The sequence below is a fragment of the Pseudomonas sp. B14-6 genome (genome assembly GCF_013260315.1).
Taxonomy (GTDB): domain Bacteria; phylum Pseudomonadota; class Gammaproteobacteria; order Pseudomonadales; family Pseudomonadaceae; genus Aquipseudomonas; species Aquipseudomonas mandelii.
Genome location: NZ_CP053929.1, coordinates 5,476,370 through 5,500,641, shown reverse-complemented (window position 1 = coordinate 5,500,641; position 24,272 = coordinate 5,476,370). Strand labels below are relative to the sequence as shown.

Genomic DNA, 24,272 nt, shown 5'->3' with positions numbered 1-24,272 from the left:
GGCCAGCAGCCTACTTCACCGGCAGCACCGAGCCCTCATGCGCAAGGAGATACCCATGAAGCACTCTGCAATTGCTGGATTGTTCATCACCACCGCACTGTTGGCCTCGCCGGTGTTTGCGGCAGATAAAGACCTTTGCAAACAAAACATAAGCCAAATTCAGCAGGTACTGGACTCTGATCCCGCCACATCAGAAAACGCCAAGGACAACATACAAGCCGGTTTGGACAAAGCAAAAGCAGCCCAAGCCGCAGGGGACGACAAGGGGTGCGTTGGAATCACTAGCGGTTTGCTTGAGAAAATTCAAACGCGAAACCCAACCAACAAGTAATCCCGTGTGACCAGGCCAACCTTCGGGTTGGCCTTATCCACCGCGGTGGCGCACACGGCGCGGGCGTGTTGCTCACTTTGAATCACAGAGCAACAGGCTCGGGGCCGTTCAGGATCTGACGCCGGTTCAAGCAGCTAAAACTTAACAACCCCACCCGCGATACAGAGGCAATTGCCCCCATTTTTAGTGCCACTGCACCCATCGACTATCAAACAGTTTTTTCATAGCCATTCTGAAAAAACCGAATTTCTGCGCGGTGTCGTAGTCTTTTAGGTAGGCCCTAATCAATCGTGGCTTATTTTTCGGACTCGCCCGAGCCGCCCGCTCATACGGCAGCACCGAGACCGTCAGTACAAGGAGATATCCATGAAACGTACCGCACTCGCGGGTTTGTTCATGTCTGCTGCAGTGTTGGCCTCTCCCGTATTTGCAGCGGACAACGACCTTTGCACGAGCAAACTGCAGGAACTCGAAGCCAAAGTGAATGCGCTACCAGCGACCTCCACCAACGCACCGGAGATCAAAAGACTGCTGGCCAGCGCCAAAACTTCAAAAGCCGCCGGGGACGACAAAAAATGCGCCACCGAGGCCATCCAGGCATTGGCGCTGACAAACTGAGCAACGAACCCAACCAGTAACCACTCGCGGCCAACCTTCGGGTTGGCCTTCTCACGCGTGTTGGCGTACAATGCGCAGGCTTGTTGCTCACTTTGATTCACCGAGCAACAGGCTCGGGGCCGTTTAGGATTCGACGCCGGTTGCGAAACTTTAGGTGCATGCCGAGTTGGTAACAGAACTCGTAAATCCACTGTTGCAACTTTCTATAGTTGCCAATGACGAAACCTACGGGGAATACGCTCTCGCTGCGTAAGCAGCCTTAGCCCTTCCCTCCTGGTACCTTCGGGTCCAGCAATCATCAGGGGATGTCTGTAAACCCAAAGTGATTGTCATATAGAACAGAATCGCCGTGCAGTACGTTGTGGACGAAGCGGCTAAAAATTACACAACTCGCCCAAAGCACCCTGCCCTTCGGGTCGCTGAGGGTTAACTTAATAGAAACGGCTACGCATGTAGTACCGACAGCGGAGTACTGGCGGACGGGGGTTCAAATCCCCCGGCTCCACCAAATACGAAGCAAGACAAAACCCGCCAAGTGCGGGTTTTGTTGCATCTGGAGGTTGGTGATTTGTCTCCCTCCCAAAGCGCGGCCTTAAATAAATATTTCCCCTTATTCCGAAATGGTTGCGGCGCATTCAGAAGCGATGACTGCCGTTGGCTACGATGCGGGTTCGAGAAAACTGAAGATTCGCTTTCAACAGGGGCACTCCTAAGACTTTTGCAATGTCCCCCCATCAACTCATGAGGGGTTGATGTCTGCGACGTCTAAAGGTTCTTACTACAACCGATATATACGTGATCGATATCAATGCTGAGGACGCGTTTTGAGGAGATAAGGTAGTTGATCCATTTGACGGTATGGGAAGTGCGGCTACCTTCCATGAGCTCAAACCTATCGGTTCTCCCTTCCAACACAGAGGATGTGCAATGAGCTACAGCGCTGAAACCTTCAATGTGATGATCGCGTCTCCCGGCGACGTTGCCTCCGAACGTTCAATCGTTCGCGACGTGATCTACGAATGGAACGCGGTGAACTCGAATACTCGCAAAATTGTGTTGCTTCCTGTTGGCTGGGAATCGCACTCATCTCCAGAAATGGGCTCCAAGCCGCAAGCCATCATCAACGATCAAATTCTAGGAAAATGCGACCTGATGGTAGGTGTGTTTTGGACAAGAATTGGTACCCCAACAGACGACTATGCAAGTGGAACCGTTGAGGAACTGGAAAGGCACATTGAGTCCGGCAAGCCGACAATGCTCTATTTTTCATCTCAGCCTGTAGCAATGGATACGGCCGACTTGGACCAGGTGGCAAGCGTCAAAAAATTCAAGTCTGAATGCCAACGTCGAGGGCTTTATGAAAGCTACGATAGCTTGGCCGACTTTAGAACAAAGCTGTATCGCCACCTTCAGTTAAAGGTCAATGAGCATCCTTTATTTAACAAAGCGGAAGGCTTGGCTATAGCTGAACCCGTCGAATCCAAGACCTCGATTCCAAATTTATCCAACGAAGCCCGAGTGCTGCTCAAGGAGTCGAGCCTAGACCCTCATGGCACGATCATGCATATACGCCATATGAGCGGAACTGATGTCCAAACAAATGGTAAAAATCTCATTACCCAAGATGATAGACGCGAAACAGCAAAATGGGAGCAAGCGATAACCGAGCTAGAGGGTCAGCGCCTCATCGTCGCGAGAGGACACAAAGGTGAAATTTACGAAGTCACAAATCTTGGCTATCAAATCGCCGATATGATTGAGCTCTGAGGCTACAAAAGAGCCCAGCAAGACGACTCGTGTATCCCCACATGTATCCCTTGAAATAGTCACATCAAGAAAGACCAAGAAATACAGGCATTTGACGACCGGGTTCAAACGCCCCCGGTCCACCACTTCAACGAAAAAAGACGTCCACGGACGTCTTTTTTTGTGCCTGAAAATCCAGCGCGTCACATGCTCATGCGCTCGTATACGCCAGTTCTCGTTCTGTCCCGTCAACACCGCGAGAATCAGTGCACCCCCTTCCTGTGGGCCTGTCGGATGGGTGGTGGCGGCTGCAAAGCGACCTGAAACGCGTGCCTGCCACCTCGTTAGCACTATGAGCGGGTCATGGCGCCAACCGATAGGTGGACTGCACCAGACCTGAAGGAAAGCTGCGGCTGGATACCAGTTTCAATCCAATGTCCTGCTGAAGGGCTCCGAACAATGGCCTTCCCGATCCGATCAGCACGGGCACAGTGGTAATCACCATATCGGCGACTAATCCATCGCGCAGGAAGGATTGCACCAACTGCCCGCCATCGACATAGACCCGATGCACGCCCTGCCTCGCCAGTTCCGCCATCGCGTCCCTGGGGGCAAGGTTCGAGAAACGCAGCTTGCCCTTCAAGGCCTCGGGCACCGGCGAATTGGCCAGCTGTGCAGAAAGCACCACGACGGGCCGGTCGTAAAACCATGTGTCGAAGGTCAGCACCTTCTCATAGCTTCCCCGCCCCATCACGATGACCTCCTTGTCGGCGATGAAGGCAGAGTAGCCATGATCTTCAGTTGGATCATCACGTTGCAGGAGCCAGTCGATGTCGCCATCTGGCCGGGCGATGAAGCCGTCCAGACTGACGGCGATAAAAACATGTGCAGTGGCCATCGGGACCTCCTTATTAAACGACGTTTACGCAGGATCATAAGCCGAATAAGCGGCTCGCCTTCGCTTGGCAGTTATACGAAGTCGTGGGAGTGCTGGAATGTGGGCGGGTTGAAATTTCGCGCAGGGGCTTCGAACCAGGCCAGGGGCCGACAGAAACTTCTGACCATGGAAGCATTTTTAAACAAAAAATCCGGGTTGGGTCCTACAGACGCTGTGATTTTCAGGGACGTTTCCGACAGGTTCCGGCGGTTGTCGGGTAGGAAGCGCAGCGGATAGGCTTTGTCGGTCGCTGCACATCAGCGACCGGGCCTGGAAACCCGAGGTATTGAAGGCGTAACAGCTCAACAAATGGGATACTGCGGCGATTTTTTGATTGCAGTTCTCCATTATGGCGGCTGTGCGAGGGAGACCTTCGGGTCTGCCGGGCTCCTTCTGCCTCGGTTTCCAGCCCGCGCATAGCTGCCACCCTTTCGCTTGGAACGAAAGATTGGTAGCTCCATTACGCAGAAGGAGTTACACCATGATCAAAGAAACACCAAACCCGCCCGCCCCGGACGACGTTTCCCCCTACGAATCCATCGATTCAAAAAAACTCCACGAAGCCGCCGACCGTGCGCTCGATCACTACCTGAACCCCTGCGCCCTGAAATCCCCCATGGCCCGCAAGCCGAGCACGATGTTTCTCGTTGCGCCGGATATCAAGGACGAAGACCTGCTCGCCCATACCTGTGAATCGTTGGCCCAGGCCAGTGTGATGGCGGGTGATTTTGCGGGGTATCTGGAAGGTCCGCATCGACACACGGCGATGGCGATTCAGCAGATTGTGATGCTGGCTGAACTGGCGGTGAATCGGATGCTGGATAACGTTGAAGTGCCGAGATCTTCACCACGCAGTTGATACCCCTGTGGGAGCGGGCTTGCTCACGAAATTGGCGAATCAGTCGACATTGTTGTTGAATGACAAACCGTATTCGCGAGCAGGCTCGCTCCCACATTAGTCCGGTGGGTGGCGGGACTCAAAGCACCTTCAAATCCACCGACACATGCCCCCGCGTCATCCGCGAATATGGGCACATCTCGTGCGCAGCCTCAGCCAGTTCCCGTTTCACCCTCTCTTCCAACCCGGGAAAGTTGACGTTCAACCTGACCGCTAATTGAAAATCCCCAGCGCCGGTTTTGCCCAGATCCACTTCGGCATCCACCGACGTGTCTTCCGGCAATTTGATCTTCATCTTGCCCGCCGCCACCTGTATCGCGCCGATGAAGCAGGCGGAATACCCCAGCGCAAACAGTTGCTCCGGATTGGTGCCCGGCTTGCCCGAGCCGGGCGAGCTGAATTTGACGTCCAGCTCGCCGTCGCTGGATTTGCCGGTGCCGGTGCGGCCGCCGACTGTGTGGGTTTTTGCGGTGTAGAGAACGGTTTCCAGTGCAGCACTCATGACAGTGACTCCTGATCAGGATTGAACGACGGCGAGCTCATTTCGAGGCCTCGCCCAGGGTGCCGGTGTAGTGCGCCAGGCGTTTTTCGACGTCGGCTTTTTTCTGCAGGCCAAGCTCCATCAGTTGGGTGATGCGTTGCTGCGCCGCCGGCCGTTTGACCGAGCCGATGAAACCGTCCCATTCGGCGGCGATGGCTTCGTTGGGTGGCAGGCTGGCGGCGTCGACCAGGCGCTTGATGTCGGCGATCGACTGTTTGTCGAACCGGGCAATGCGCCGGGCCATGGTGTCGACGAATGCATCGAGTTCGGCATCGGGCAGCGCACGGTTGACGTAGCCGTAGCGTTCGGCGAGTTCGCCATTGATGTCGTTGCCGGTGAGCAGCACTTCCAGCGCGCGCCCACGGCCCATCAGCCGTGGCAGGCGCGCCATCGGACCGCCGCCGGGCACCAGGGCGGCGCCGATTTCCCATTGCGAGAGGATGGCTTTTTCGCGGCTGGCGAAACGCATGTCGCTGGCCAGGGCCAGTTCGCTGCCGACGCCGGTTGCGCGACCGCGAATGGACACTATCGAGACCACGGGCGCCTTGCTCAAGCGAACCAGCATATCGGGCAGCGGTGGCAGGCCGGTGGGGCCGTTGGGCAGGCTGGTGGTGTCGGTCAGCGGCGGGACGAAGTCGTAGTGGGTGAGGAAGAAGTCTGGAACGTCACTGTCGAAGACTACGACCACCACTTTCGGATCGGTCTCGATGGCCGTGACGACCTCATTCAGTTGCGGCATGGTCTCGGGGCCGTAGATGTTGTACGGCGGATTGTGGAAGGTGACGCGCCAATACTCGGGGGTGAGGCGGGTGAGCTTGATCTCCTGTTTTGCTGCGTGGGTGGACGGGGTCTTGTCGGGTGAAGCGGATGCGGTCGATGCTTCACCGGCGAGAGACGGGTCGGTGGCCGCCATGCTGGCGACAATGATCGCGGCATTGAATAGCTGCAGTCTCATGGGAAAACCTCCAGTTGAAAAACATGTGGTCCCCGCGAACAACGTTCTACAGTCTGAAGCAGATAATGGGCATGCCGGAAAGGTCCGGCTGAACAAGCCTAGCAGCGCAACTCCGGCTGACAAGTGACGTCAGTCGGACAAAAAAAAGGCACTGGCGATGATCGCCAGTGCCTTTTTTGCCTGAACCGTAACGTCAGCGAGACAGCATGAAAGTGTCGTACTCCAGATCTTCCAGCGCCGTCGAAAGCCTGTGCAAACCCAGCAATACACAAATCAGCAACGACAGCGTAAACCCATACCCGAAGAAGCTTGGCCCCAGGTACATGCTGAACAACGTCAGCATCGCGTTCAACACCGCAAACAGCACACACAGCTCCAGCACCACGGTGCGCTTGTCGAGGTAGAAGAACACGTTGAGCAACGCCATGAACACCACCTGGATGCTCACGCCGATCAGGTCGATGTAGAACAGCGGCAGGTAATAACTGGAGATACCCAGCCATTCCAGCAGGCGCGGCGCGAACAGGAACAACAGCACCGCCGTCAGCCCCTGCACCTTGCAGATTTCCAGCAGGCCCTGGCGGATCGACAAGGTCATCTCGGTTTTCAGTTGCCCGATGTGTTGCAGGGTTTCACCTTCGCGGATCGCCCGGAACAGGCGGTCGTACCACTCGGCAAAGTCGGTCTCGATGCGCACCAGAAACACCGCCATGCCGGGGATGATCGCCAGGTACGCGAGGAAGATCGGCAAGTCGTAGAGGATCGAAGCGCGCAGCGGGCCGACGATTTCGTTGGAGGTGCCGGGGTTGAACCAGAACAGGAACTTGTCGATCCAGATCCCCAGGTTGTAGAAGAAACCGGTGGCCAGCAGGCTGAGGAAAACGTTGCGCCGGTCGAGGAAATCGAAGGCGATCAGTTTCTCGGCGCGGTACTCGCGCAGGATGTCGTAGAGGAACAGGAACAGCAGCGTGCTGTGCCCGATCAACAGCGCCAGCAGCAAGCCCGGCATCTGCAAAAAGCTCAACAGGTAGGCGCTCGCGACCATCAGCGTGTAACCCACCAGCATCACCAGCAGAATGCGGTTATAGGCCTTCATCCCCGAGAGGAAGATGATCACCAGCCACAAGTTGCACAGCACCACGAAGTTCGCCAACACCAGTACGCGGTAAATCAGCGGCTCATCGAACAACAAGCCCAGCACGACGATCCCCAACAACCCGGCGCCGAGGGTGACCAGCAACAACACCCCCAACAGGTTGGGCAGGATCTGATCGTACTTGTGCTCGAACAAGCGGTCGGAGACGAAGCGCGTGAAGAACAGCTGCAAGCCGCCCGTCAGGATCAACGAGGTGGCCATCAGGTACGTCACCGTCACCAGGAACTGCCCGACCAGCATGTTCGGCAGCAACAGGCCGATGCTGATGATGCCCACCAGCATGACACTGATGATCGACAACACCCACGGCCCGGAGCTGATCAGCCCGGCGTAGACGTAGGCGTGCAAGGTCGCCGTGTAGGAATCACGCGAAAGGATTTTTCGCAGTTCAAAGCCAATACCGGCCATTTAGCTGTTCTCCATGGCGGCTTGATACAGGTCGCGGTAACGCTGCAGCATCAAGGCTTCGGTGTAGTAACGATTGACCCGCAACAAGCCGCTGGCCTGGGCGGCCTGCCAGCGTCGCGGGCTGCGCAACAGTTCAAGGATCGCGGCGCACGTGGCTTGTGGGTCGGCAATCGCCACCACTTTGCCGGCGTGTCCGAGGTCACGGTCTTCGGCACTGCCGCCTTCGATCAACTCGCGGCACGACCCCACGTCGCTGCTGACTACCGGCGTACCGGCGGCCCAGGCTTCGAGGATCACCAGCGGCTGCGCTTCACTGATCGAGGTCAGCACCATCAGGCCGAGTTTCGGCAGGATGTCCTGAATGCGCTGGAAGCCGAGGAAATGCACCTTGCCTTCCAGGCCCAGACTGGCCATCAGGCTGCGGCATTCGCTGACGTATTCCGGGTCTTCCTCTTCCGGGCCGACAATCCAGCCCTCGGCTTGCGGCATCGCGCTGATCACGCCGCGCATCGCACGCAGATAGGTTTTCACGTCCTTGATCGGCACTACACGGCCGATCAAACCGACCACAGGCGCAATGCCGTGAGCGCGGGATTCCAGCGCTGCGGTCCACATCGGCAGGTCGATGCCATTCGGAATGACCTGGGTGCGGGTCGCGAGTGCGCCGTCCTTGATCTGGCGCTGACGGTTGCCGTCGTAGAGCGCGATGATGTTGTCGGCGCTGTTGTAGGTCAGTTGACCAATGCGCTCGAAGAAACGCACCCACAAGGTGCGGATGTAACCCGAGCCGGCATCGAGGCTGCGGTTCAGCGCCTGGCCGGAACTCTCGGCGATCCAGCTGGCCTGGGCCAGGTCGATCTTGCGTTCCTTGGTGTAGATCCCGTGCTCGCTGAGCAAGTAGGTGCAATTCCAACGCTGCTTGAGGATGCAACCCAGAAAGCCCGCGTACCCGGTGGAAATCGAATGCAGCACCCGCGCCTTCGGCATCCGTTGCGCGGCTTCGGCGAGCATCAGCAACGGCGACTGCATCGCGCGCAAGGTCCAGAAATAATTGACGAAGGACGGATCAGCGCAATGCTGGCGATAGCCTTCGCTCAGCGACTCCCAACTGGCGCGGCTGCGCAGCACGTCGTCGAGGGTCATGTGGCCCTGGGCGATGCAGTCGAGCAAGCGTTCGCCCAGGGCCGGGGCTGGCGCATCCGGGTGATGCAGGAAGCGATACAAATCCTGCATTTGCTGCGGGTCAGCCTCGCGCGGCTCTACGTGCGTGTTGGTCGGATGGGTCGCATCTTCGAGGAACACTTCTTCGATGTGCAGCACGTTGGCCGGTATTTCGTAGCGCCGGGTCGGATAGGCCTGACGCTGGCCGCCGATGAACATCACCGAAAAGGTCAGTTCCGGCAGGCCGAGGATCATCTGGTGAATCCAGCTGGAAACGCCGCCACGCACGTAAGGCCAGGTGCCTTCGAGCAGCAGACAGATGTCGGCAACCGGTGCCTGTTCCTTGTGACTCATGTCCAGCTCCTGACCAATGCGGCGAACGGCGGCCGCTGACGGGTTTCCTCGGGAAGACGGGCGAGCAAACCGGGAATTTCGTGGTAACGACCGGCCTCGAACGCCAGCTCGGCGCGAAACGGCAGCACCTGCGCCGCGCCCATGCCGTTCTCTTGAGCCTGACTCAGCAGCACTTCGGCACGCTCGACATCGCCACGCTCCAGCGCGATGCGCCCGGCCAGCAGGAACAGCTCACCGCCCTCGCCCGCTTTCAAGCCTTGCTCGGCATGTTCGCTGGCCTGGGTCAGCACGTGATCAAGCACGCTACCTTGCGCCAGGCCCAGATACGCCAGCTCCCAATACCAGCGCGCCAGCCGGCCGTGCAGCGCACCCGCCGTTTTGGCGTTGGCGTTGACCAGTTCGCCGAGCGCGATCTGGATGTGCAGGTTGATGTCGCTTTCCTGCTTGTCGAGCATCGAATACGCCAGCAGCCGCACATCGTCACTCGGGTCACCGAGGGCCAGTTTGAGGATCGGCACCGCTTCTTTGCCGGGCATGCGCCGAGTCGCCAAGAGGGCGGCCAGACGCTGATCCGGATCCGGGGCATGGCGCAACACGTCCTGCAAACCGCCATCGGCAAAGATCGGCGAGTGCAGTTGCAATTGCGCGCGGAACGGCAGTTTCGGGATGCCCACCGCTTGCCACGCTTGCTTGTCGCGTTTGCGCGGCAGGTACAGCGCCGGGAAAATCGCCGCCACCACGCCGACCGCGCCGAGCACCGGCACGAAGAACGCCAGGCTGAAGATAAACAGCGGGCTCCACGGCAGCGGCGAACGGTAGCGCGCCGGCAGCAACAGCCACACGGCCGCGCACAACATCACGCACGCCAGGCCGTGGCTGAGGGTGAACACCAGCAATTGTTGCAACTCGGGCGCGGTGAGCCACAAGCTGGCCCAACTGCCCGCCTCTAACAACAAGGCTCCGCTAAACAGCCACTTGCTGATCATTCAGGCCACACTCGTTGAACAGGAAATTACGCAGCCCGTTGCGTTCACAGCCAGGCTCCAGGTTGAACGGCAACACGCGCACGCCGAGGCTGTCGAGGCTGCTTTCAATGCCAAAGTGCTCGTGCAGCATCAGGTTCATCCGCGCCAGATAACCTTCGGTGCCTTGCGGACTGGTCAACGGCAACAGCACCAGCAACAGCTGATGATCGCGGTTATTACGCAGCGGCAATTGCAGGTCGAGGCCACGCTGGCTGCGCTCGAACAGGCGCGACAGCTCATCGTTGGGGCGGGTCAATTCGAAGGCAAAAAGGCCGGCCGCCAGTTTGTGCTGCTCGACATCCACCAGCGAACGCTTGAGTTGCAGCGTGAACTGCTGCGCATCGGCGTCGGCCAGTTGCAGCACTTGCGGGTCGCGGCGCAGCAGGTCGGCGATGTGCCCGGCGAGCAACGCCAACAGGCTCAGCGTGCGATCCTGGAAGGCGAAGAACGGCATCTGCCGCACCGCCAGAATCGCCAGCAAACGACCTTCGGCATCGATCAGCGGAATGCAGGCCTGCAATGACGAGAATTGCGCCGAGCTGCCGGCATCAATCAGTTCCTGACGCACGCTGACCAGTTCACCGCGTTCCAGGCACAGCTTGACCAGACCGTCTTCGGTGCCCAACGGCCCCATGACGCCGATGGTCGCCAAGGCTTCGGGCAACACGTTCTCTTCGCGTTCATCGACGCGATACAGCCCGGCCACGCGTAGCGCACCGTACTGACCGAGCATGGCCACGATCGGGTCGGCCAGTGCGGCCAGTGCATCGCCTTCGTCCGGCATCACCCGCAGTTTGTCGCGCAAGCCCAGCAACGAACTGCGCAAGCTTTGATCGCTGCCCGCCACGCGCTGCTCCAGCAGGTCGTGGGAGACCCGCAAAATCTGGTGCGCGCGGGTAAATTCGTCGAGTCGATACTGGCGGTAATCGTTGGCCATCTGCAGACGCTGCAAGCGCCGTTCCCACAGATCGCGAACCTCGCCCACCAGCATGCCGCTGACCAGCACGCCAACAATGAATGACGGATCAAGCTGGGCGTAGGCTTCATGCCCACTGTAGCGCAGGGCGAACAACGCCATCACCAGCAGACTGGCGCTGAGCAAGCCGCGCACGAAACCGTAGCGCACACCCAACAGCAGCGGCGCCAGCACCGGCCAGGGAAAACCGGCGTGCATTTGCAACGGGTCTTGCGGGGTGAGCCACAAGCCCAGGCCAATCGCCCCGCCGGTGACCAACAGCGTTTCCAGCCAAGACACCGGGCCGCTGGCACGCGGCGCGAGGCTGTAATCCATGTGAGGAGAATTCATTGCATTCACTCGAACCGAAGGGCGCCAACAAGTGTGTCGAGCACCGTTTGCGCGGTGCCGGCGAGGCTTTCACGGGACCAGCCCGCACGCGCGCCGCTCTTGCTCCAGAGCACACGACCGCTGCTGGCCTCAAGCACGCGCAGGCTGATGCCTACCGCTGGCTCACCGTCCAGTCCGTTCTTGTACTGCCACTCTTCAACGCTGCCAGCGACCACGTAATCAAGCTTCTGATCACGTGCCCAATCGAGGGCGCCGGCCAAGCGTTCGTTGTCGTCCATCAGCGCTTGTTCGCCTTGCGTACTGACCGGGTAAACACGTGGTTGCAGACCGTGGCTGCTGAGCACGCTGAGCAGGATCTGCTCGGCACGCTCGCCGGCTTGCGGGGTTTGCGAGTAGTTGATCATCGGCACGGTGCCCCACTTCGCAGTACGCGCAAAGTTTGGGCTGGTGTCGCCGGTGAAGCTGGCGCAACCGGCGACGAACAGGACTGCCAGAGCCAGGCTCAGATTACGAATTGCTTGCATCAGTTTTTCTCCCGTAAACATTTCATGATCAGCGTCCGAATCGCACGCCGTAGCTCACACCCAGTGTTCCGCCCGCCTGACCGTCCCCGCCTTGTGGCGCGGATTGGTAGCCAACGGTGAGGGCCAATTCGTCACCGCCCAGCACTTCGACGCCGATCCCGGTGTTGATGCCGTAGTTGAAGGTTTGATCCAGCCATTGCCAGCCCGCCGTCACGTCCACCAGCCAGGTGTATTGCGGGCGAGTACGCACCAGGGCGCCCGGCAAGCCGCGACGCCATGAGCTACCGACATACAGTTGGCCGTAACGGCTTTGCAGCAGATCGTTGGCCGTCACGATCGCGGGATCGTCCGAGTCATCAACGCTTTTCACCGGACCGTCGTTGGCGCTGGACAGGTACTCCAGCGTGCGGTCCTTGACGTTGTTGTGCTGATAATCGACACCGCTGCGCACGGTCCAGTTAGGTCCGGCGAATTCCAGCGTGTGGTTGTATTCCATCTTCAGCGCCTGGCCGTTGCCCAAGGAATCGCCCGCACGAGTCGAGAACGATTTCTGCGCCACTTCCCAGCTGATCTGATCCCGCGCCGAGAACCCGTGACGACCGCCGACCCACACACTGTCGTGCTGGCCGAAAGCGCGCATCAGGCCGCTGTCTTCGCTTTTGCGATGCCAGTCCAGACCGGTCTCGATCTGGTCACTGGCGCTCAACTGCCAGGTCCGGGACAGGCCCAGGCCATTTCGGTCGTCGTCCTTGCGCTGGCTGGTGTCGGCGAACAGTTTGTAGCCGCCGTCTTCCACCGAACGTTGCAGGGTCAGCGCAGCGTTGCGCTCATCGCCCATGCGCGATTCGATCAGCTGATCGCTGTTGTAGGTGCCATTCTCCAACTCAAGATTGGCGTACCACTGAGCGCCAAGGTTGTGCGCGATTTGCAGGCGCGGGGTGTTGAATTCCAGGCCACCGAAATCCTGTTGATGCCAGGACAGCTGCGCGCCCTGCGGCGTCAATTCCTGCAACTCGGCAGCCTGACGGCGCAACTGCTCGCGCACGGCAGCCGGTTGATCGTCACCCAGCGCGGACTGGCTGAGGTCTAGAGCTTCGTCGAAGCGGCCGAGACGACTCAAGGCCTGGGCGCGTTGCGCCGGGTTGAGGTCGCTACTGGCCAACAGCGTTTCGATTTGCGCCTTGTTGCGGCTGCGCAGCGCCTGCTGTATTTCTTCGTAACGCTGAACCTTCAAGCCTTGGCTGCGCGCCCACTCCAGCCACTGGTCTTTCTGCGATTCCTGGTTCGTCGCGTCGAGACGCGCCAGCAACCGCTCGAACCACAATTGCAGCATGGCCGGCGAGCCGTCTTTCCACTTCGCCACCTCCTGCTGTGCCTTGGCCGGCGAATAACTGCTGGCCATCAAGCGCAACCAGATCGCATAACGCTGGGACGATGGCTGAATGTCTTCGCCTTCGGGGCTGCGCAGCAGCTTCAGGCGCAACCGTTGGGCCGCGTCCTGATAACCGGCGCTTTCCAAAGCATCGGCGTAGGCCGCACGCACCAGCCAATCCTGTGGGCTGGTCTTGAGGTACATCCGATACCAGGCCAACGCTTCGGTATCGCGACCGAGCATCTGGCTGGCACTGGCGAACGGCAGCCAGAGGATTCGGTCCTGACGCGCCTGGGGTTTCCATTCCGTCAGCAAAGGCTTGAGCGCGGCGGTGTTGCCTTGATCAACGTACAGCCACATCAGGCGCTCGCGGAACAGGTTGTCATCCGGGAAACGCGACAGGCCCAACAGGTACAAACGCTGCGCCTCGTCGATATTTCCCTGCTGCACCGCCAAGGCACCGCGAATCGCCAGCACTTGTGCTTGCTCGTTGGCTTCCGGGTATTGCTCGGCGTCTTTGAGCAGCGCGACCACTTGCGGCCAGTCCTGCAATTCCTGGGCTTGCTGCAAGGATTCAACCAGACGCTGCGGATCCCGGGTGCGCTTCCAGCTGCCGACCATCATGGTCAGCGCCCGCTTCGGATCGCTGGTGCGGTACATCGTGATCAGCTGACTCTCGTCGCCACTGTTCAGCGAACCCTTGAGCGCGAGGAGTTTCTCCAGGGAAAACTGCAGCTCGTCATCGAGCTCCAGATCCCACGCCAGCGCAGCACGCAAGCGCCAGTAACCCTCATCGGTGATCTTGCGGTTATCAACCTGCAATACCTCCCACGCCGCCTGATTATCAAACAGCTTAAGGTCGGTATTGGCCCAGTCGATGCGCTCGGTCGTCGTCAGCGCGAAGCGTTTCGAGTAGCGCTGATAGACCTCGGTTTTCTGTGCGAACTGCCCGGTGTTTTCCAGGTTCTGCAGCAGGCGTGTCCAGGCCAGGCGATGCGCCGGGTACTTGCGCAAGTAGGCGTGCAACCAGGCTTCGGCCTGGGCCGGTGTGCCGCGCGATTCGTGAGCGTAGATCAGCGCATCGAGTTCGACGTCGGTCAGCGCACGTTGCTCCATGATCTCGGCGAGCAAGGGAATCGCATGGTCAAAGTCGAACTGCTGACTCGCCAGACGCCAGGCGTGTTCACGGGTTTGCGGGTCTTCGTGCAGCTTGAGCAGGCGAATCCAGTAGCCGAGGGCCGCCTGACTGTCGCCACGCCATTCGCCCAGATGCCCCATTTGCTCGAGCAATGCCAACTCATCCGGGTGCTCAGCCACCAGCTGCTGACCACTGTCCCACGCACCGGCCAAATCGCCGAGGGCCAGGCGCATGCTGAATTCCTTGCGCAGGATTTGTGGGTTGTCCGGCTGCAACACGCGCCACTGATCCAGAAAGCGCTGCGCCAGATCAAAGCGTTTGCTGCCAACGGCAACGTCGACGCCTTGCTCCAGCCACGGCGAATCGGTTTGCGGATCCTTGAGCTGATCCAGTTCATCGGCCAGTACGCGCGCAGCCTGTTCACCGCGACCGGCGGCCAACAGACTGTTGAATGCCAGTTGCGCGTATTCGCGACGCTCGGACGCTTGTTGGCTGTCCTGTTTGAGCAGCAGATAAATGTCGGCGGCGCGACCAGGTTGCTCACCGGCCAGGTACCACTGCGCGGCGGACTTGAGCGAAGCGATGCGCTGGGCCGGGTCGCGATCAGCAATTTCTTCGTAGACGCTGGCAGCAAACGCCGGCGCTTGTAGCGTCAGCGCCAGCTTGGCCAGGTTGTGCAATTGCGGCAGCGGCAACAGGCGGTGATCGAAGCTTTGCAGGCGTTCGATCAAGGCTTTCTGCGCGATCGGATCATCGGCTTTCGCCGCTTCCAATGCATCGAGTTCCAGCCGGTAATAGGCCTGCAATTCAACGACCGGTTTCGGCCAGTTCTCAAGGTGCAGGCGCGCTTTCGGGTAGTCGCCGAGACGGATCAGCAGATCGACCAGCTGCAAGCGCAGGTGATCGTCATCCGGGTGCGCGGCCAGCAGCAATTCGGCGTAATTGGCCGAGACCGCATCGGGCTCACGGCCGTCCGGCTGGAACACTTCTTCGCGCTGGAACGTCAGCCACAACAGGCCGCCCACGGCCACCGCCACCACCGCCAATGCCCAGGGATTGAGCAGGCGGCGGCTTTTAGTTGCTGAGGCGTTAGATGCAGTAGAGCTGACCATGACTCACCTGCTTCATTGGTAATTGAAAAGTCCACAGACCGGCGGATGCCTTGCCTGCAAAAGTTTGCCCGTCCACTTCCACCCGGCAACTGCTCGCCGAGCGCACGGAGAAGCTCAGGTCCACTTGACCGGCAAACGAAAAGCTCACGTGTTTTTCATCCACATATTTCCAGTCCACCAACGGCAGGTTGGCCTCCTCCAGCGCCGGCCGTTCATCCCGGTCGGGACGCAACACCAGCAACGCCTGGTCGCTGCTCAACGCCACATACCGGCCTTGCGGCAAGTCACGAACACCGGCAACGCCTTGCGAACGCAGCAGGTCCGGCCAGCCCATTTGCGGGTCGAGTCGAAGGGTGCGCAGCGCGTCCATGCCGCGAACCTGCCAGTCACCCTCGGCGGTGCGCGCCAGACTGGCCTGATACAAACCGTGCACACGATCGAGGTAGTCGCTCATCCACAGCGACATCGGTTGCTGGTCCTTCATGTAGCCGTAGATCTCGTTCATCGCCTTGATCGAGGCTTGCTTGGTGCTCGAATAGAAGTGGTAATACAGGTGCAGGCCGCGCAAGCGCCGTGGGCTGTCGGTGAGTTCGAAGGTGTCGATCACATCGCGGAAACCGTAATACGGCCCCTTCCACAGGTTGGTGTAGAGGTTCTCGTTGATGATCGGCGCGTAGTACTGCAGGCCGCCTTCGGTGGGACGCAGCAAAGGATTGAGACCGGTCAGCGACGGGTTGGCCTTGGTCAGCATGGTCTCGGCGCCGTTGACGTTTTTCAGGCCCGCGTCGTAGGCCAGCTTCAAGGTCGCTGCCGAGGGCAAGGCATCGCCCGGCCAGAAGACCAGCTTCACCGGTTTTTCCGGGGTGGTGAGCTGCTGGTTGATGTAGTCGCGCGAGCCAAAAATCTCGCGGCGGAAATCGATTTTGTCGTAGCCCGGAATGGCCATCTTCAAGCCGTATTCCGGGTTGAAGTTCTCACGTTTCTGCGCCACTTCCGGCTGCATGAAAAACGGATGGCTGAAGGTGTGGGTGGCGACTTCGACTTTCGGGTTGGCAAACAACTCACGGGCAATGGGTTCCAGTTCGCGCGCCAGGAACGGGAACATGCCGCGCGGTGAAATCTCGCCTTCGACGATCGACACCGAAGTCAGGAACGGGTTGGGCCGGATGAAATCGTCGAGCACCTGCTTGCCGGCATACGGCGTGCCGCGCACTTCAGCGCGCGACGGAAAACCATCGCCGTCGATGTGCACGGTGGCGATGCGGCGGCCGTTTTCGGTGGTGGTGTCGGGGCGTGGCTGAACCGGCAGGCGCAAGCTGGCCTGGAGGAAAGCGAACGGATCGAGAATCCAGCGGCTGCGCTCGTTATTCGTTTCGAGAATGTACGGCGCAAGGGCAACACCGCCCCACTCGGCCGTCGCCACCGGGGCAAATGTCTGGCCGTCGGCAGCGGTCAGCAGCAACGCGGCTTTCGGGCCTTTGGGCAGCAGGGAGATTGCGGTCAGGTCACGGGACCGGGGCTGCACCGGGGCTTCGAACGCGCCGATCAGCGCCTTGTCCTGATAGCTGATGGTCAAGGCCTGAGTACCGATCGGCGCCGAGCGGTTCAGGCCCAGGCGCTTGAGCAGCAGCGGGTCTTGAATCGGCAGGCCGGAAAAGAACACCACCGGCACCTGTTCGTCCAGACGTTTGCCGATCCAGCTATTGAAAGCCGATGCGTCCTGCGGCGGGCCGCTGGTCATCCAGGTCACGATCCCGGCGTACAAACCGCTGAAACGGTGCTCCGGCAGCGAGCCGTCGACCGGCAGGTAATCGACCCGGTAGCCGAGGTATTCGAGCAAACCGCCGAGCAAGGTGTGCCCGGCGTTGCGCACCAGATCGCCTTCGCGCGGGTCGTAAAGCAGCGCGATTCGGCGCGGCTGGATTTCGATGCTGCTGATGCCCATCGAGTCCAGCTCTGGCGTGCCGATATAGGGAATGAAGCCCTCATCGCGCAGACGCTTGGCCAGTTTGCGCGCTTCATCGCGGCGCTCCGGCGGCAGATAGTCAATCGCTACCAGCGGAATACCTTTGGCGCGCAACGGCTGGATCTGGGTTTCCAGCCATTCGCGGTCGGCTTCCGGTACCGGGCGATAACGCTTGGCGGAAGCATCCCAACCGGCATGAATCGATTCGATCGCAACGGCGGCGGCCACGCCATCGAGGTCGGGCAGCACTTCGAAGCCACGGTTGAAAAACAGCTTCAGGTTTGGCTGACGCTGATGCAATTCCCGCAGGAAACCGGCGAGTGCCACACGCTGTGTTTCTCGTGCCGACTCCGGCAGCAACTGGAAGCTGTCGAGGGTATCGAGGAACAACCCGGCGTAGCCTTCAGCCTGCAACGCCTTGGCTCGGCCGAACAAATGTTCACGCCAGGCAGGTGCCGCGAGGTCCATGACCTGGCTGTCCCACGCGCCATTGCGCACCGGGCTGACCGCCCCGGTGAGAGAGGCTTTGTCGAGTTCGGCCTTGCCACCATGGAACTCGCCCACCGACAGGTAGGCGAACGGCTGGCTGCCCAACTTGCGCAGGGTTTTGACGTCGCCCGCGGTCAGATGCCCCGGCTCGACCACTGACCACTCGAACTGAGCCAACTCGGAAATGGGTGGTTGATCGGCGTACCAGAAAACCACGCTGGCGGGTTGCGGCAATGCTGCGGCCTGAACAGCGGGCCCACTCACGAACAACGCTAAAGCGGCGAGCAGCCGTTTAGCGGCCGCGCGGACACGCGTCCTGCGAAAAACGATTTCCATAACTCACTCTTGAATGGACTGAACCGATACTGCTTGGATGTCGGACAGTGGAACCGGCCGGGTTACAGGCTGCGAATAAGCTGCGACAGCCCCTTGCCGATGGCGGTCGGTTCCGGGAGCTTGAAACGCTCCAGCAGGCGACTGTTGTTGGCGCGCGAATGGCGAATGTCGCCTTGACGTGGCGCGTGATGAATCACCTTCAACGGGCTGCCGGTGACGGTGCCCAATTCGGCGATCAGATCGTTGAGGCTGGTGGAACGACTCAGGCCAACGTTTACCGCGCCGGGGCTCGGTTCACTGACTTCCAGGGACTGCACGAGAATGCTCACCAGGTCCTGGACATAGACGAAGTCGCGGGTCTGCGAACCGTCGCCGAAAATCGCCACCGACTGCTCGGCCAAGGCCAGCTTGGTAAAGATGCTGATCACGCCGGAGTACGGCGATGACGGATCCTGGCGTGGGCCGAAGATGTTGAAGAACCGAAAGATCATCGGTTCCAGACCATGTTCGCGGCGATAGAAATCGAGGTATTGCTCGCTGGCCAGTTTGTCGCTGGCATACGGCGTGAGCGGGGATTTTGGCGTGTCTTCGTGAATCGCCGTGCCTTCGCCGTTGTTGCCGTAGATAGCGGCGCTGGACGCGAATACCACGCGCTTGATCCCGGCCTTCACCATGCTTTCGCACACGTTGAGGGTGCCGACGAAGTTGCTTTGATGGGTGCTGACCGGATCATCCACCGACGCTTGCACCGAGGCCACTGCGGCCAGGTGAACGACAGCACCGCAATCGCGCATGGCTTGTGCCACTACGGCGCCGTCCGCGACATCACCGATGACCAGGTTCAGATTGGCATTGTCCATCGGTAGATTGCTGACTTTTCCAGTCGACAAATTATCCAGCACGCGAACCTTGTAGCCCTTGCCCAACAAGGCTTCTACGAGGTGCGACCCAATAAAACCGGCACCGCCAGTCACCAGTATTCGCTCAACAAACATGAAATCTCTCCCTGAACATTAGAGCGGATACGAGTGGTTGAAGTCCGCCAACTTTGTGGCGCAAGGCCATCAAAACGCGGCCGATAATGGGAGATCAGATTGGCACTGTCAATACTTTGTCTAATTTATCGCCGAGCGGTAATTCACCCCTAAAATCGTCACTTATTTGACGGCAGTTATCAGTTACAGGCCGTCATACAATTGCCACTTCTGACCCGCAAACTCCGTCTGCACCGGAACTCACGCCAGGCTTCAAGCCCTCCTCATCATCGACGCTTCAGCTCAGCTTCGCGAATCAGACCGGCGCGCTGGCGTGAAGCCTTGGGAGCATCATTTCAAGCACACGATATGATCAGATGAGCTGTAATCAATTTGGGTCGGGCTATTGAGCGCTGTCGCGCTTGCAGGAAATCAAACATGAACATCTGGCTTGCCGCCGCGCTTGCGGCCATTATTTCCCTGTCTGCACAAGCGGCCACTAAAGTTACGCCACGAGTCGAACGAGTCACTTTCGAAAAAGGCGCCGACGCTGTCGAGTTCAACCAGTCCATCCAGGGCCCGCTCACCGCGCAATACCGAGTGAGTGCAAAGGCGGGCCAAATACTGACCGTCGACCTCAAGCCTTCCAATACATCTGCCTACTTCAACATCACCGCCAAAGGCGCGGACTACGCGCTGTTTAACGGCTCGATCATGGGCAACCATTTCATGGGTCCGTTACCCGCCGATGGTGAGTACACGGTTCAGGTGTACCTCATGCGCAACGCCGCACGACGCAATGAGGTGGCGAACTACAACCTTTCATTGAACCTCAGCCCCGCTGATGCCTCGGACAGCACTCGGCCGTTTGACCAGACGCTTGAATTACAGGGCATCCGGTTTCATGTGACGACGGAGGGGATCGATGACCACCGTGTGCTGCGTATTTCACCTCAAGGGCTGGAAACCGATAATTCAGACTTCACACGGCCATTGACGGGAAACGTCGTCCGGGCCGAGGTGGCGGACCTTGATCGGGATGGCTCGCCAGAGCTTTACGTCTTTGCCCGATCACCGGGACGCGGATTGCCGGGTGAACTCGTCGCCTATTCGGCGAATCGCAAAAAATCGCTCAGCGAGATTTATCTTCCGCCGGTGAGTGAGGACGTCGAGGCAGCCGAGGGCTATCAGGGAGAGGATGAGTTTGCGGTGGTGGAAAATGTGCTGGTGCGGCGCTTTCCGGTTTATGAGAGTGCGGACGCCGGGGCCGGGAGGACGGGGAAGATGCGCGAGGTTCGGTATCGGTTGATGGCTGGGGAGGCTGGATGGGTTTTGCGGAGGGGTGAAGTTATCGTGTATTGAGCATTCGGTAACTGGAGAGCCTGCACAACGTCGGTATACGGTCCTAGGAGATTTCCTTCAAGTTTTGGCGATTGCCATGAACTGGAGCTTTGCAAGCAAATCGTTATTCTTTCGTCCAAACAGATTCGTCGTCGTTTTCTGTTCCCCCTGACATTTTGCTTAGCACAGGAATGAACAAATGACTCCTGCTGAACAGCTCATGCGAGACGAAGCTATCTATTTTGCGCGATCGAATAAGAAAGCCATAGCTAGGCGCCGGACCGACAAATTGTTGTACCCTCCGGAGCAAGATCCCGTGTCAGTATTTATGGCTGGCTCACCAGGAGCAGGGAAGACAGAGGCATCAATTGCCTTAGTGAATCTATTTGCTGATACAGCAATCCTTAGAATTGACCCTGATGAGCTACGCAGCGAATTTACTGACTATGCGGGAGGAAACGCCTGGGTTTTCCAAAGCGGAGTGTCGATTTTGGTCGAAAAAATTCTAGATTGTGCTTTCGACCAGAGACAGTCTTTTGTACTGGATGGAACACTTTCTAATATTGATGTGGCGAGAAGGAATGTGGAGCGATCCCTTGGAAGGGGTAGATTCGTGCAAATCCTTTACGTCTACCAAAATCCGCTCTTGGCATGGGAATTCGTCAAAGCCCGTGAAGAAGCCGAAGGCAGAAGAATTCGGCCAGAGCATTTCGTCGATCAATATTTCGCCGCACGTGACGTGGTAAATGCTCTTAAGCTAGAGTACGGCGGAAACGTTCACGTGGATTTGCTGCTCAAGCACATCGACAATTCGGGACGTCTCTACAAAGCTGGGGTCGATAAAATTGACTACCATATCCCTGAGCGACACACGCGAGCCGATTTAATGGCTCAGCTCGGGTTAGGATCAGGAGCACATTCATGATATCGATCAAGCTAGGTTTTACTAAGGGCACCAAGAGCCCCTTTGCCGACTTTATTCGTAACGCCAAGTCGGAGCAGAAAAAGCGTGTCTACAGTGAAGTGCTGACGGAGGCTACCAAGCAGCAAAACCTCGTGATGATGGAAGCTGAAGCCAAACGAGGTTAACTCACGGTTCTGATAAAGAAGCCCGGCCAAGCGCCGGGCTTTTTTTATTTGTATGAACGCGGGCCTGAGAGGCGTGTAGTCCGTCCTAGGAAACTTCCCGCAACTCGTATCGGCTTTCATGAACTGGCGGAAGCGGTTCTGCATCGATAGCCTTCAGGTATCGCTGCAAATCAGCGATCGGCTTTGACAGGCTGAAGAACCGCAAGCTTTCACTCCTCCGGATAAAACGGCATCCTTTCACGTGTGCAGTTCCGTTCTGGTGGCTGTGCGTGGGGCATCTTCGGGTGCACTGGATGCTTGCGTTTCCGGTCTGTCAACCCGCGTACAGCCGCCACCCAATCCTGTTTGACAGCAGGGGACTGGCAGCTCCCACCAACGCAAGGAGCTCCATCATGAAAAAGATCACCCCAAATCCGCCCGAATCTGCGGCACTTTCAGAAGCAGACGCACCCGATTTAAGCCAACTCTCCGAAACCACCGAACGCATCATCAGCGCACGCCTGCGCAACCCGAACCACCCCGATCCCATCAGTCACGTCTTTACCCTCCTCCCCGCCGTCGACACGCCAACCCTGCTCGCTCACGCCTGCGAAACCCTCGCCTCACTCAACGTCATGACCACCGACCTGGCCTGCGACCTCGAAGGCTCGCGCCGCAACGTGGCACTGGCGATTCAGCAGTTGGCGGTGCTGGGCGAACTGTTGGTAAACCGAGCGCTGGACAATCTCGACCCGCCCGATGGCTTGTCGGAAGTTTCGTCCGCCCGCCACCACTGAGGGTCGCGCTCTTTTACCAAATAGAGGTTTTGTCATGGATCGATACATGCCTGTCACCGGCATCGACTGCACCATCGCGTCACTGCTGATCGACACCGAAGCACCGCTGGACGTATTGCACGAAACTGCGGCTTACCGCATCCGCACGGCAACTCAATTGCTGGAGAGTTTTGCTGTGAACGAGGGGGTTCACAGTGAACTGGCGCGGGTGTTGGTGACTTCGCTGCGCGATGGCTGCGATTTGATGGATGTCGTTGGGCGAAGATTGCAGGCGCAGGTTTCGTCGATGTAACAAAAAAGGCACCTGACGAGAATCGCAGGTGCCTTTTTTGGGCTTTGACTCAACAGAAGGTTTCATAAACTGTAACTTTCTGTCGACTCAATTGACTCCCGGCCCCTCGATCCGTCGCAAGAGCGAATTGCAGGACAAGTTCTTCGGAAATTTCCTGCAAGCCATATCGGCTCTGAGCTGATTGTGATGATCACGCTTTAAATCTACGCTGAACAAACAAAACGGCTGTTCGTCCCCGACTGGTTGCTTGAGTTCATCCTTACGACCAGAATCCCCTCGCCGAATCACCTGATGACAAGGAGGCCAACATGCAAAACATCAAACTGCCTAGCCGCCTTGTCGGTATTGGCTTATACACACCGGCGGAAGCCTCCCTTTACACGGGGATTCCAGCTGCCGATATCCGCCGTTGGCTTTTCGGATATACCGCGCATGGTGTTCAGCATTCGGGGCTTTGGAGCTCGGAACTGGCCGACCTGGATGAGTGCGTACTAGGCTTTCATGACCTCCTGGAAATTCGTTTCGTCCATGCCTTCCGCCAGCACGGTGTAAGCCTGCAAGCCATCCGCAATGCCTCGCAGCAAGCAAAAGAGATGTTCAATCAAGCCTATCCATTTACCTGCAAACGTTTTCAAACCGATGGTCGGCGTATTTTCGCCACGGTCATGAGCGAAACAGGGGATGAATCCCTTCTCGACCTGATCAAACGACAGTACGCGTTTGAGCAGGTCATCAAACCTTCGTTGTATGAAGGCATTGATTACACGGGATCAGAAGCCGCTCAGCGCTGGTATCCGGTAAAACGCAGTAAAGCGATCGTTCTGGATCCCTCCCGGAACTTTGGGAAACCAGTTCTTGCAAACACGGGAATCGATACGGCGGCAATTTTTAGCGCCTACAAGACAGAAGGGGAAAACACCAAACGTGTGGCACTTCTCTATGAGATTCCTGCTGCAGCAGTTGAAGCGGCGGTCAATTTTGAGCAAAGGAATGCTGCTTGAATTTCCTACTGGACAACAATCTTCCCCCCGCCCTTGCCCGCGCATTAAATGAGCTGACCAAAGCAGACGGGCATTCGGTATTGCCACTGAAGGATAAATTTCCGCAGAACACCACGGACGTTGATTGGATTTCAGTACTGAGCGACGAAGGCGGCTGGGCCGTTATCTCTCAAGATAAATTTACAAAAGGCGATATTGAAAAACGAGCGTTTCGCGAATGTGGCCTACCCGTGTTTTGCTTGGCTAAACACTGGGGAAACGAATCCTATTGGAACAAGGCCCATAATTTGGTGCGTTGGTGGCCCGCCATTACAACTCAAGCAAACTTGATCAGAGGCGGCGCAGCATTCCGCGTCCCGTGGAAATTTCCTTCACACGGGAAATTTGATCAGATAAAAATTTAGAGCCCGACTAATAATCGGGCTT

General features: G+C 58.3%; 23 protein-coding genes and 1 other RNA gene. 13 read left to right on the top strand and 11 right to left on the bottom strand.

Features of this window, described 5'->3' with window-relative positions; genetic code table 11:
• The first annotated feature begins 55 nt into the window (after positions 1-55).
• From HP062_RS25060 to HP062_RS25040, 5 genes are all read left to right on the top strand, one after another.
• Positions 56-331 carry a hypothetical protein gene (locus tag HP062_RS25060; protein WP_010463558.1) on the top strand — a complete coding sequence of 92 codons (276 nt, stop codon included), beginning with the start codon at positions 56-58 and terminating at the stop codon, positions 329-331.
• Between the two features lie 366 nt (positions 332-697).
• The gene (locus tag HP062_RS25055; protein ID WP_010463560.1) at positions 698-949 is read left to right on the top strand and encodes a hypothetical protein; all 252 of its coding nucleotides are present in this window, start codon (positions 698-700) and stop codon (positions 947-949) included.
• Positions 950-1,064: 115 nt separating this feature from the next.
• Positions 1,065-1,457: a transfer-messenger RNA gene (ssrA, locus tag HP062_RS25050) on the top strand.
• A 244-nt stretch (positions 1,458-1,701) separates the two neighbouring features.
• Positions 1,702-1,764, top strand: coding sequence for a KTSC domain-containing protein (locus HP062_RS31230; RefSeq protein WP_256666185.1), 63 nt, complete (start codon positions 1,702-1,704; stop codon positions 1,762-1,764).
• Between the two features lie 112 nt (positions 1,765-1,876).
• Positions 1,877-2,716: a DUF4062 domain-containing protein gene (locus HP062_RS25040; protein WP_154911907.1), complete on the top strand. Its 840-nt coding sequence runs from the start codon at positions 1,877-1,879 to the stop codon at positions 2,714-2,716.
• A gap of 340 nt (positions 2,717-3,056) precedes the next feature.
• On the opposite strand, the gene HP062_RS25035 is transcribed toward HP062_RS25040, so the two are convergent.
• Positions 3,057-3,593 carry a dihydrofolate reductase family protein gene (locus HP062_RS25035; RefSeq protein WP_077747361.1) on the bottom strand — a complete coding sequence of 179 codons (537 nt, stop codon included), beginning with the start codon at positions 3,591-3,593 and terminating at the stop codon, positions 3,057-3,059.
• 520 nt (positions 3,594-4,113) lie between these two features.
• Here HP062_RS25035 and HP062_RS25030 point away from each other — a divergent pair.
• Positions 4,114-4,491, top strand: coding sequence for a DUF6124 family protein (locus HP062_RS25030; RefSeq protein WP_010463649.1), 378 nt, complete (start codon positions 4,114-4,116; stop codon positions 4,489-4,491).
• A gap of 118 nt (positions 4,492-4,609) precedes the next feature.
• Here HP062_RS25030 and HP062_RS25025 read toward each other — a convergent pair whose 3' ends face one another.
• The 10 genes from HP062_RS25025 to HP062_RS24980 all read right to left on the bottom strand — a co-directional run bounded on the left by HP062_RS25025 (position 4,610) and on the right by HP062_RS24980 (position 19,368).
• Positions 4,610-5,032 (bottom strand): organic hydroperoxide resistance protein, encoded by a 423-nt coding sequence (locus tag HP062_RS25025; RefSeq protein WP_010463651.1) that lies wholly within the window; start codon positions 5,030-5,032, stop codon positions 4,610-4,612.
• Between the two features lie 37 nt (positions 5,033-5,069).
• Entirely contained in the window at positions 5,070-6,026 is a 957-nt protein-coding gene (locus tag HP062_RS25020) for an enoyl-CoA hydratase/isomerase family protein (RefSeq protein ID WP_172792225.1), read from the bottom strand.
• 193 nt (positions 6,027-6,219) lie between these two features.
• The gene (gene pelG, locus HP062_RS25015) at positions 6,220-7,590 is read right to left on the bottom strand and encodes an exopolysaccharide Pel transporter PelG (protein WP_010463655.1); all 1,371 of its coding nucleotides are present in this window, start codon (positions 7,588-7,590) and stop codon (positions 6,220-6,222) included.
• Positions 7,591-9,105, bottom strand: coding sequence for a GT4 family glycosyltransferase PelF (gene pelF, locus HP062_RS25010; protein WP_172792224.1), 1,515 nt, complete (start codon positions 9,103-9,105; stop codon positions 7,591-7,593).
• The gene (locus tag HP062_RS25005; protein ID WP_010463659.1) at positions 9,102-10,091 is read right to left on the bottom strand and encodes a lipopolysaccharide assembly protein LapB; all 990 of its coding nucleotides are present in this window, start codon (positions 10,089-10,091) and stop codon (positions 9,102-9,104) included. The genes pelF and HP062_RS25005 overlap by 4 nt, the downstream gene beginning before the upstream one ends.
• Positions 10,069-11,436, bottom strand: coding sequence for a PelD GGDEF domain-containing protein (locus HP062_RS25000; protein ID WP_256665966.1), 1,368 nt, complete (start codon positions 11,434-11,436; stop codon positions 10,069-10,071). The genes HP062_RS25005 and HP062_RS25000 overlap by 23 nt, the downstream gene beginning before the upstream one ends.
• Before the next feature lie 5 nt (positions 11,437-11,441).
• Positions 11,442-11,960: a hypothetical protein gene (locus tag HP062_RS24995; RefSeq protein WP_010463662.1), complete on the bottom strand. Its 519-nt coding sequence runs from the start codon at positions 11,958-11,960 to the stop codon at positions 11,442-11,444.
• Positions 11,961-11,988: 28 nt separating this feature from the next.
• Positions 11,989-15,582 (bottom strand): tetratricopeptide repeat protein, encoded by a 3,594-nt coding sequence (locus HP062_RS24990; RefSeq protein WP_172792223.1) that lies wholly within the window; start codon positions 15,580-15,582, stop codon positions 11,989-11,991.
• Positions 15,560-18,373, bottom strand: a complete 2,814-nt coding sequence (locus tag HP062_RS24985) for a bifunctional glycoside hydrolase 114/ polysaccharide deacetylase family protein (protein ID WP_172792222.1) — start codon at positions 18,371-18,373, stop codon at positions 15,560-15,562. Before HP062_RS24985 ends, HP062_RS24990 begins: the two co-directional genes overlap by 23 nt.
• A gap of 62 nt (positions 18,374-18,435) precedes the next feature.
• Positions 18,436-19,368, bottom strand: coding sequence for an NAD-dependent epimerase/dehydratase family protein (locus tag HP062_RS24980; protein WP_010463668.1), 933 nt, complete (start codon positions 19,366-19,368; stop codon positions 18,436-18,438).
• Positions 19,369-19,785: 417 nt separating this feature from the next.
• On the opposite strand from HP062_RS24980, the gene HP062_RS24975 reads away from it, so the two are divergent.
• From HP062_RS24975 to HP062_RS24945, 7 genes are all read left to right on the top strand, one after another.
• Complete coding sequence (locus HP062_RS24975) at positions 19,786-20,709, top strand: hypothetical protein (RefSeq protein ID WP_172792221.1); 924 nt, start codon at positions 19,786-19,788, stop codon at positions 20,707-20,709.
• 178 nt (positions 20,710-20,887) lie between these two features.
• Positions 20,888-21,613, top strand: coding sequence for a zeta toxin family protein (locus HP062_RS24970; protein WP_077747356.1), 726 nt, complete (start codon positions 20,888-20,890; stop codon positions 21,611-21,613).
• Positions 21,610-21,777 (top strand): hypothetical protein, encoded by a 168-nt coding sequence (locus HP062_RS24965; protein WP_172792220.1) that lies wholly within the window; start codon positions 21,610-21,612, stop codon positions 21,775-21,777. Before HP062_RS24970 ends, HP062_RS24965 begins: the two co-directional genes overlap by 4 nt.
• A 392-nt stretch (positions 21,778-22,169) precedes the next feature.
• Complete coding sequence (locus HP062_RS24960; protein ID WP_172792219.1) at positions 22,170-22,553, top strand: DUF6124 family protein; 384 nt, start codon at positions 22,170-22,172, stop codon at positions 22,551-22,553.
• 34 nt (positions 22,554-22,587) lie between these two features.
• On the top strand, positions 22,588-22,845 hold the full coding sequence (locus HP062_RS24955; RefSeq protein ID WP_077747354.1) for a hypothetical protein: 258 nt from the start codon (positions 22,588-22,590) through the stop codon (positions 22,843-22,845).
• Positions 22,846-23,153: 308 nt separating this feature from the next.
• Positions 23,154-23,846 (top strand): DUF433 domain-containing protein, encoded by a 693-nt coding sequence (locus HP062_RS24950; RefSeq protein ID WP_077747353.1) that lies wholly within the window; start codon positions 23,154-23,156, stop codon positions 23,844-23,846.
• A complete protein-coding gene (locus tag HP062_RS24945) occupies positions 23,843-24,250 on the top strand; it encodes a hypothetical protein (RefSeq protein WP_077747352.1) in 408 nt (135 codons plus the stop codon). The genes HP062_RS24950 and HP062_RS24945 overlap by 4 nt, the downstream gene beginning before the upstream one ends.
• Positions 24,251-24,272: the final 22 nt, after the last annotated feature.

Bases quoted from the DNA above. Each gene is read 5' to 3' on its own strand.
- HP062_RS25035 (WP_077747361.1), bottom strand. From the start codon at position 3,593: ATGGCCACTGCACATGTTTTTATCGCCGTCAGTCTGGACGGCTTCATC.
- HP062_RS24985 (WP_172792222.1), bottom strand. From the start codon at position 18,373: ATGGAAATCGTTTTTCGCAGGACGCGTGTCCGCGCGGCCGCTAAACGG.
- HP062_RS24990 (WP_172792223.1), bottom strand. From the start codon at position 15,582: ATGGTCAGCTCTACTGCATCTAACGCCTCAGCAACTAAAAGCCGCCGC.
- HP062_RS24965 (WP_172792220.1), top strand. From the start codon at position 21,610: ATGATATCGATCAAGCTAGGTTTTACTAAGGGCACCAAGAGCCCCTTT.
- HP062_RS25030 (WP_010463649.1), top strand. From the start codon at position 4,114: ATGATCAAAGAAACACCAAACCCGCCCGCCCCGGACGACGTTTCCCCC.
- HP062_RS25040 (WP_154911907.1), top strand. From the start codon at position 1,877: ATGAGCTACAGCGCTGAAACCTTCAATGTGATGATCGCGTCTCCCGGC.
- HP062_RS24950 (WP_077747353.1), top strand. From the start codon at position 23,154: ATGCAAAACATCAAACTGCCTAGCCGCCTTGTCGGTATTGGCTTATAC.
- HP062_RS24960 (WP_172792219.1), top strand. From the start codon at position 22,170: ATGAAAAAGATCACCCCAAATCCGCCCGAATCTGCGGCACTTTCAGAA.
- HP062_RS24975 (WP_172792221.1), top strand. From the start codon at position 19,786: ATGAACATCTGGCTTGCCGCCGCGCTTGCGGCCATTATTTCCCTGTCT.
- HP062_RS24970 (WP_077747356.1), top strand. From the start codon at position 20,888: ATGACTCCTGCTGAACAGCTCATGCGAGACGAAGCTATCTATTTTGCG.
- HP062_RS24980 (WP_010463668.1), bottom strand. From the start codon at position 19,368: ATGTTTGTTGAGCGAATACTGGTGACTGGCGGTGCCGGTTTTATTGGG.
- HP062_RS25055 (WP_010463560.1), top strand. From the start codon at position 698: ATGAAACGTACCGCACTCGCGGGTTTGTTCATGTCTGCTGCAGTGTTG.
- HP062_RS24995 (WP_010463662.1), bottom strand. From the start codon at position 11,960: ATGCAAGCAATTCGTAATCTGAGCCTGGCTCTGGCAGTCCTGTTCGTC.
- HP062_RS25000 (WP_256665966.1), bottom strand. From the start codon at position 11,436: ATGAATTCTCCTCACATGGATTACAGCCTCGCGCCGCGTGCCAGCGGC.
- HP062_RS25005 (WP_010463659.1), bottom strand. From the start codon at position 10,091: ATGATCAGCAAGTGGCTGTTTAGCGGAGCCTTGTTGTTAGAGGCGGGC.
- HP062_RS25060 (WP_010463558.1), top strand. From the start codon at position 56: ATGAAGCACTCTGCAATTGCTGGATTGTTCATCACCACCGCACTGTTG.
- pelF (WP_172792224.1), bottom strand. From the start codon at position 9,105: ATGAGTCACAAGGAACAGGCACCGGTTGCCGACATCTGTCTGCTGCTC.
- HP062_RS25020 (WP_172792225.1), bottom strand. From the start codon at position 6,026: ATGAGACTGCAGCTATTCAATGCCGCGATCATTGTCGCCAGCATGGCG.
- HP062_RS25025 (WP_010463651.1), bottom strand. From the start codon at position 5,032: ATGAGTGCTGCACTGGAAACCGTTCTCTACACCGCAAAAACCCACACA.
- HP062_RS24955 (WP_077747354.1), top strand. From the start codon at position 22,588: ATGGATCGATACATGCCTGTCACCGGCATCGACTGCACCATCGCGTCA.
- pelG (WP_010463655.1), bottom strand. From the start codon at position 7,590: ATGGCCGGTATTGGCTTTGAACTGCGAAAAATCCTTTCGCGTGATTCC.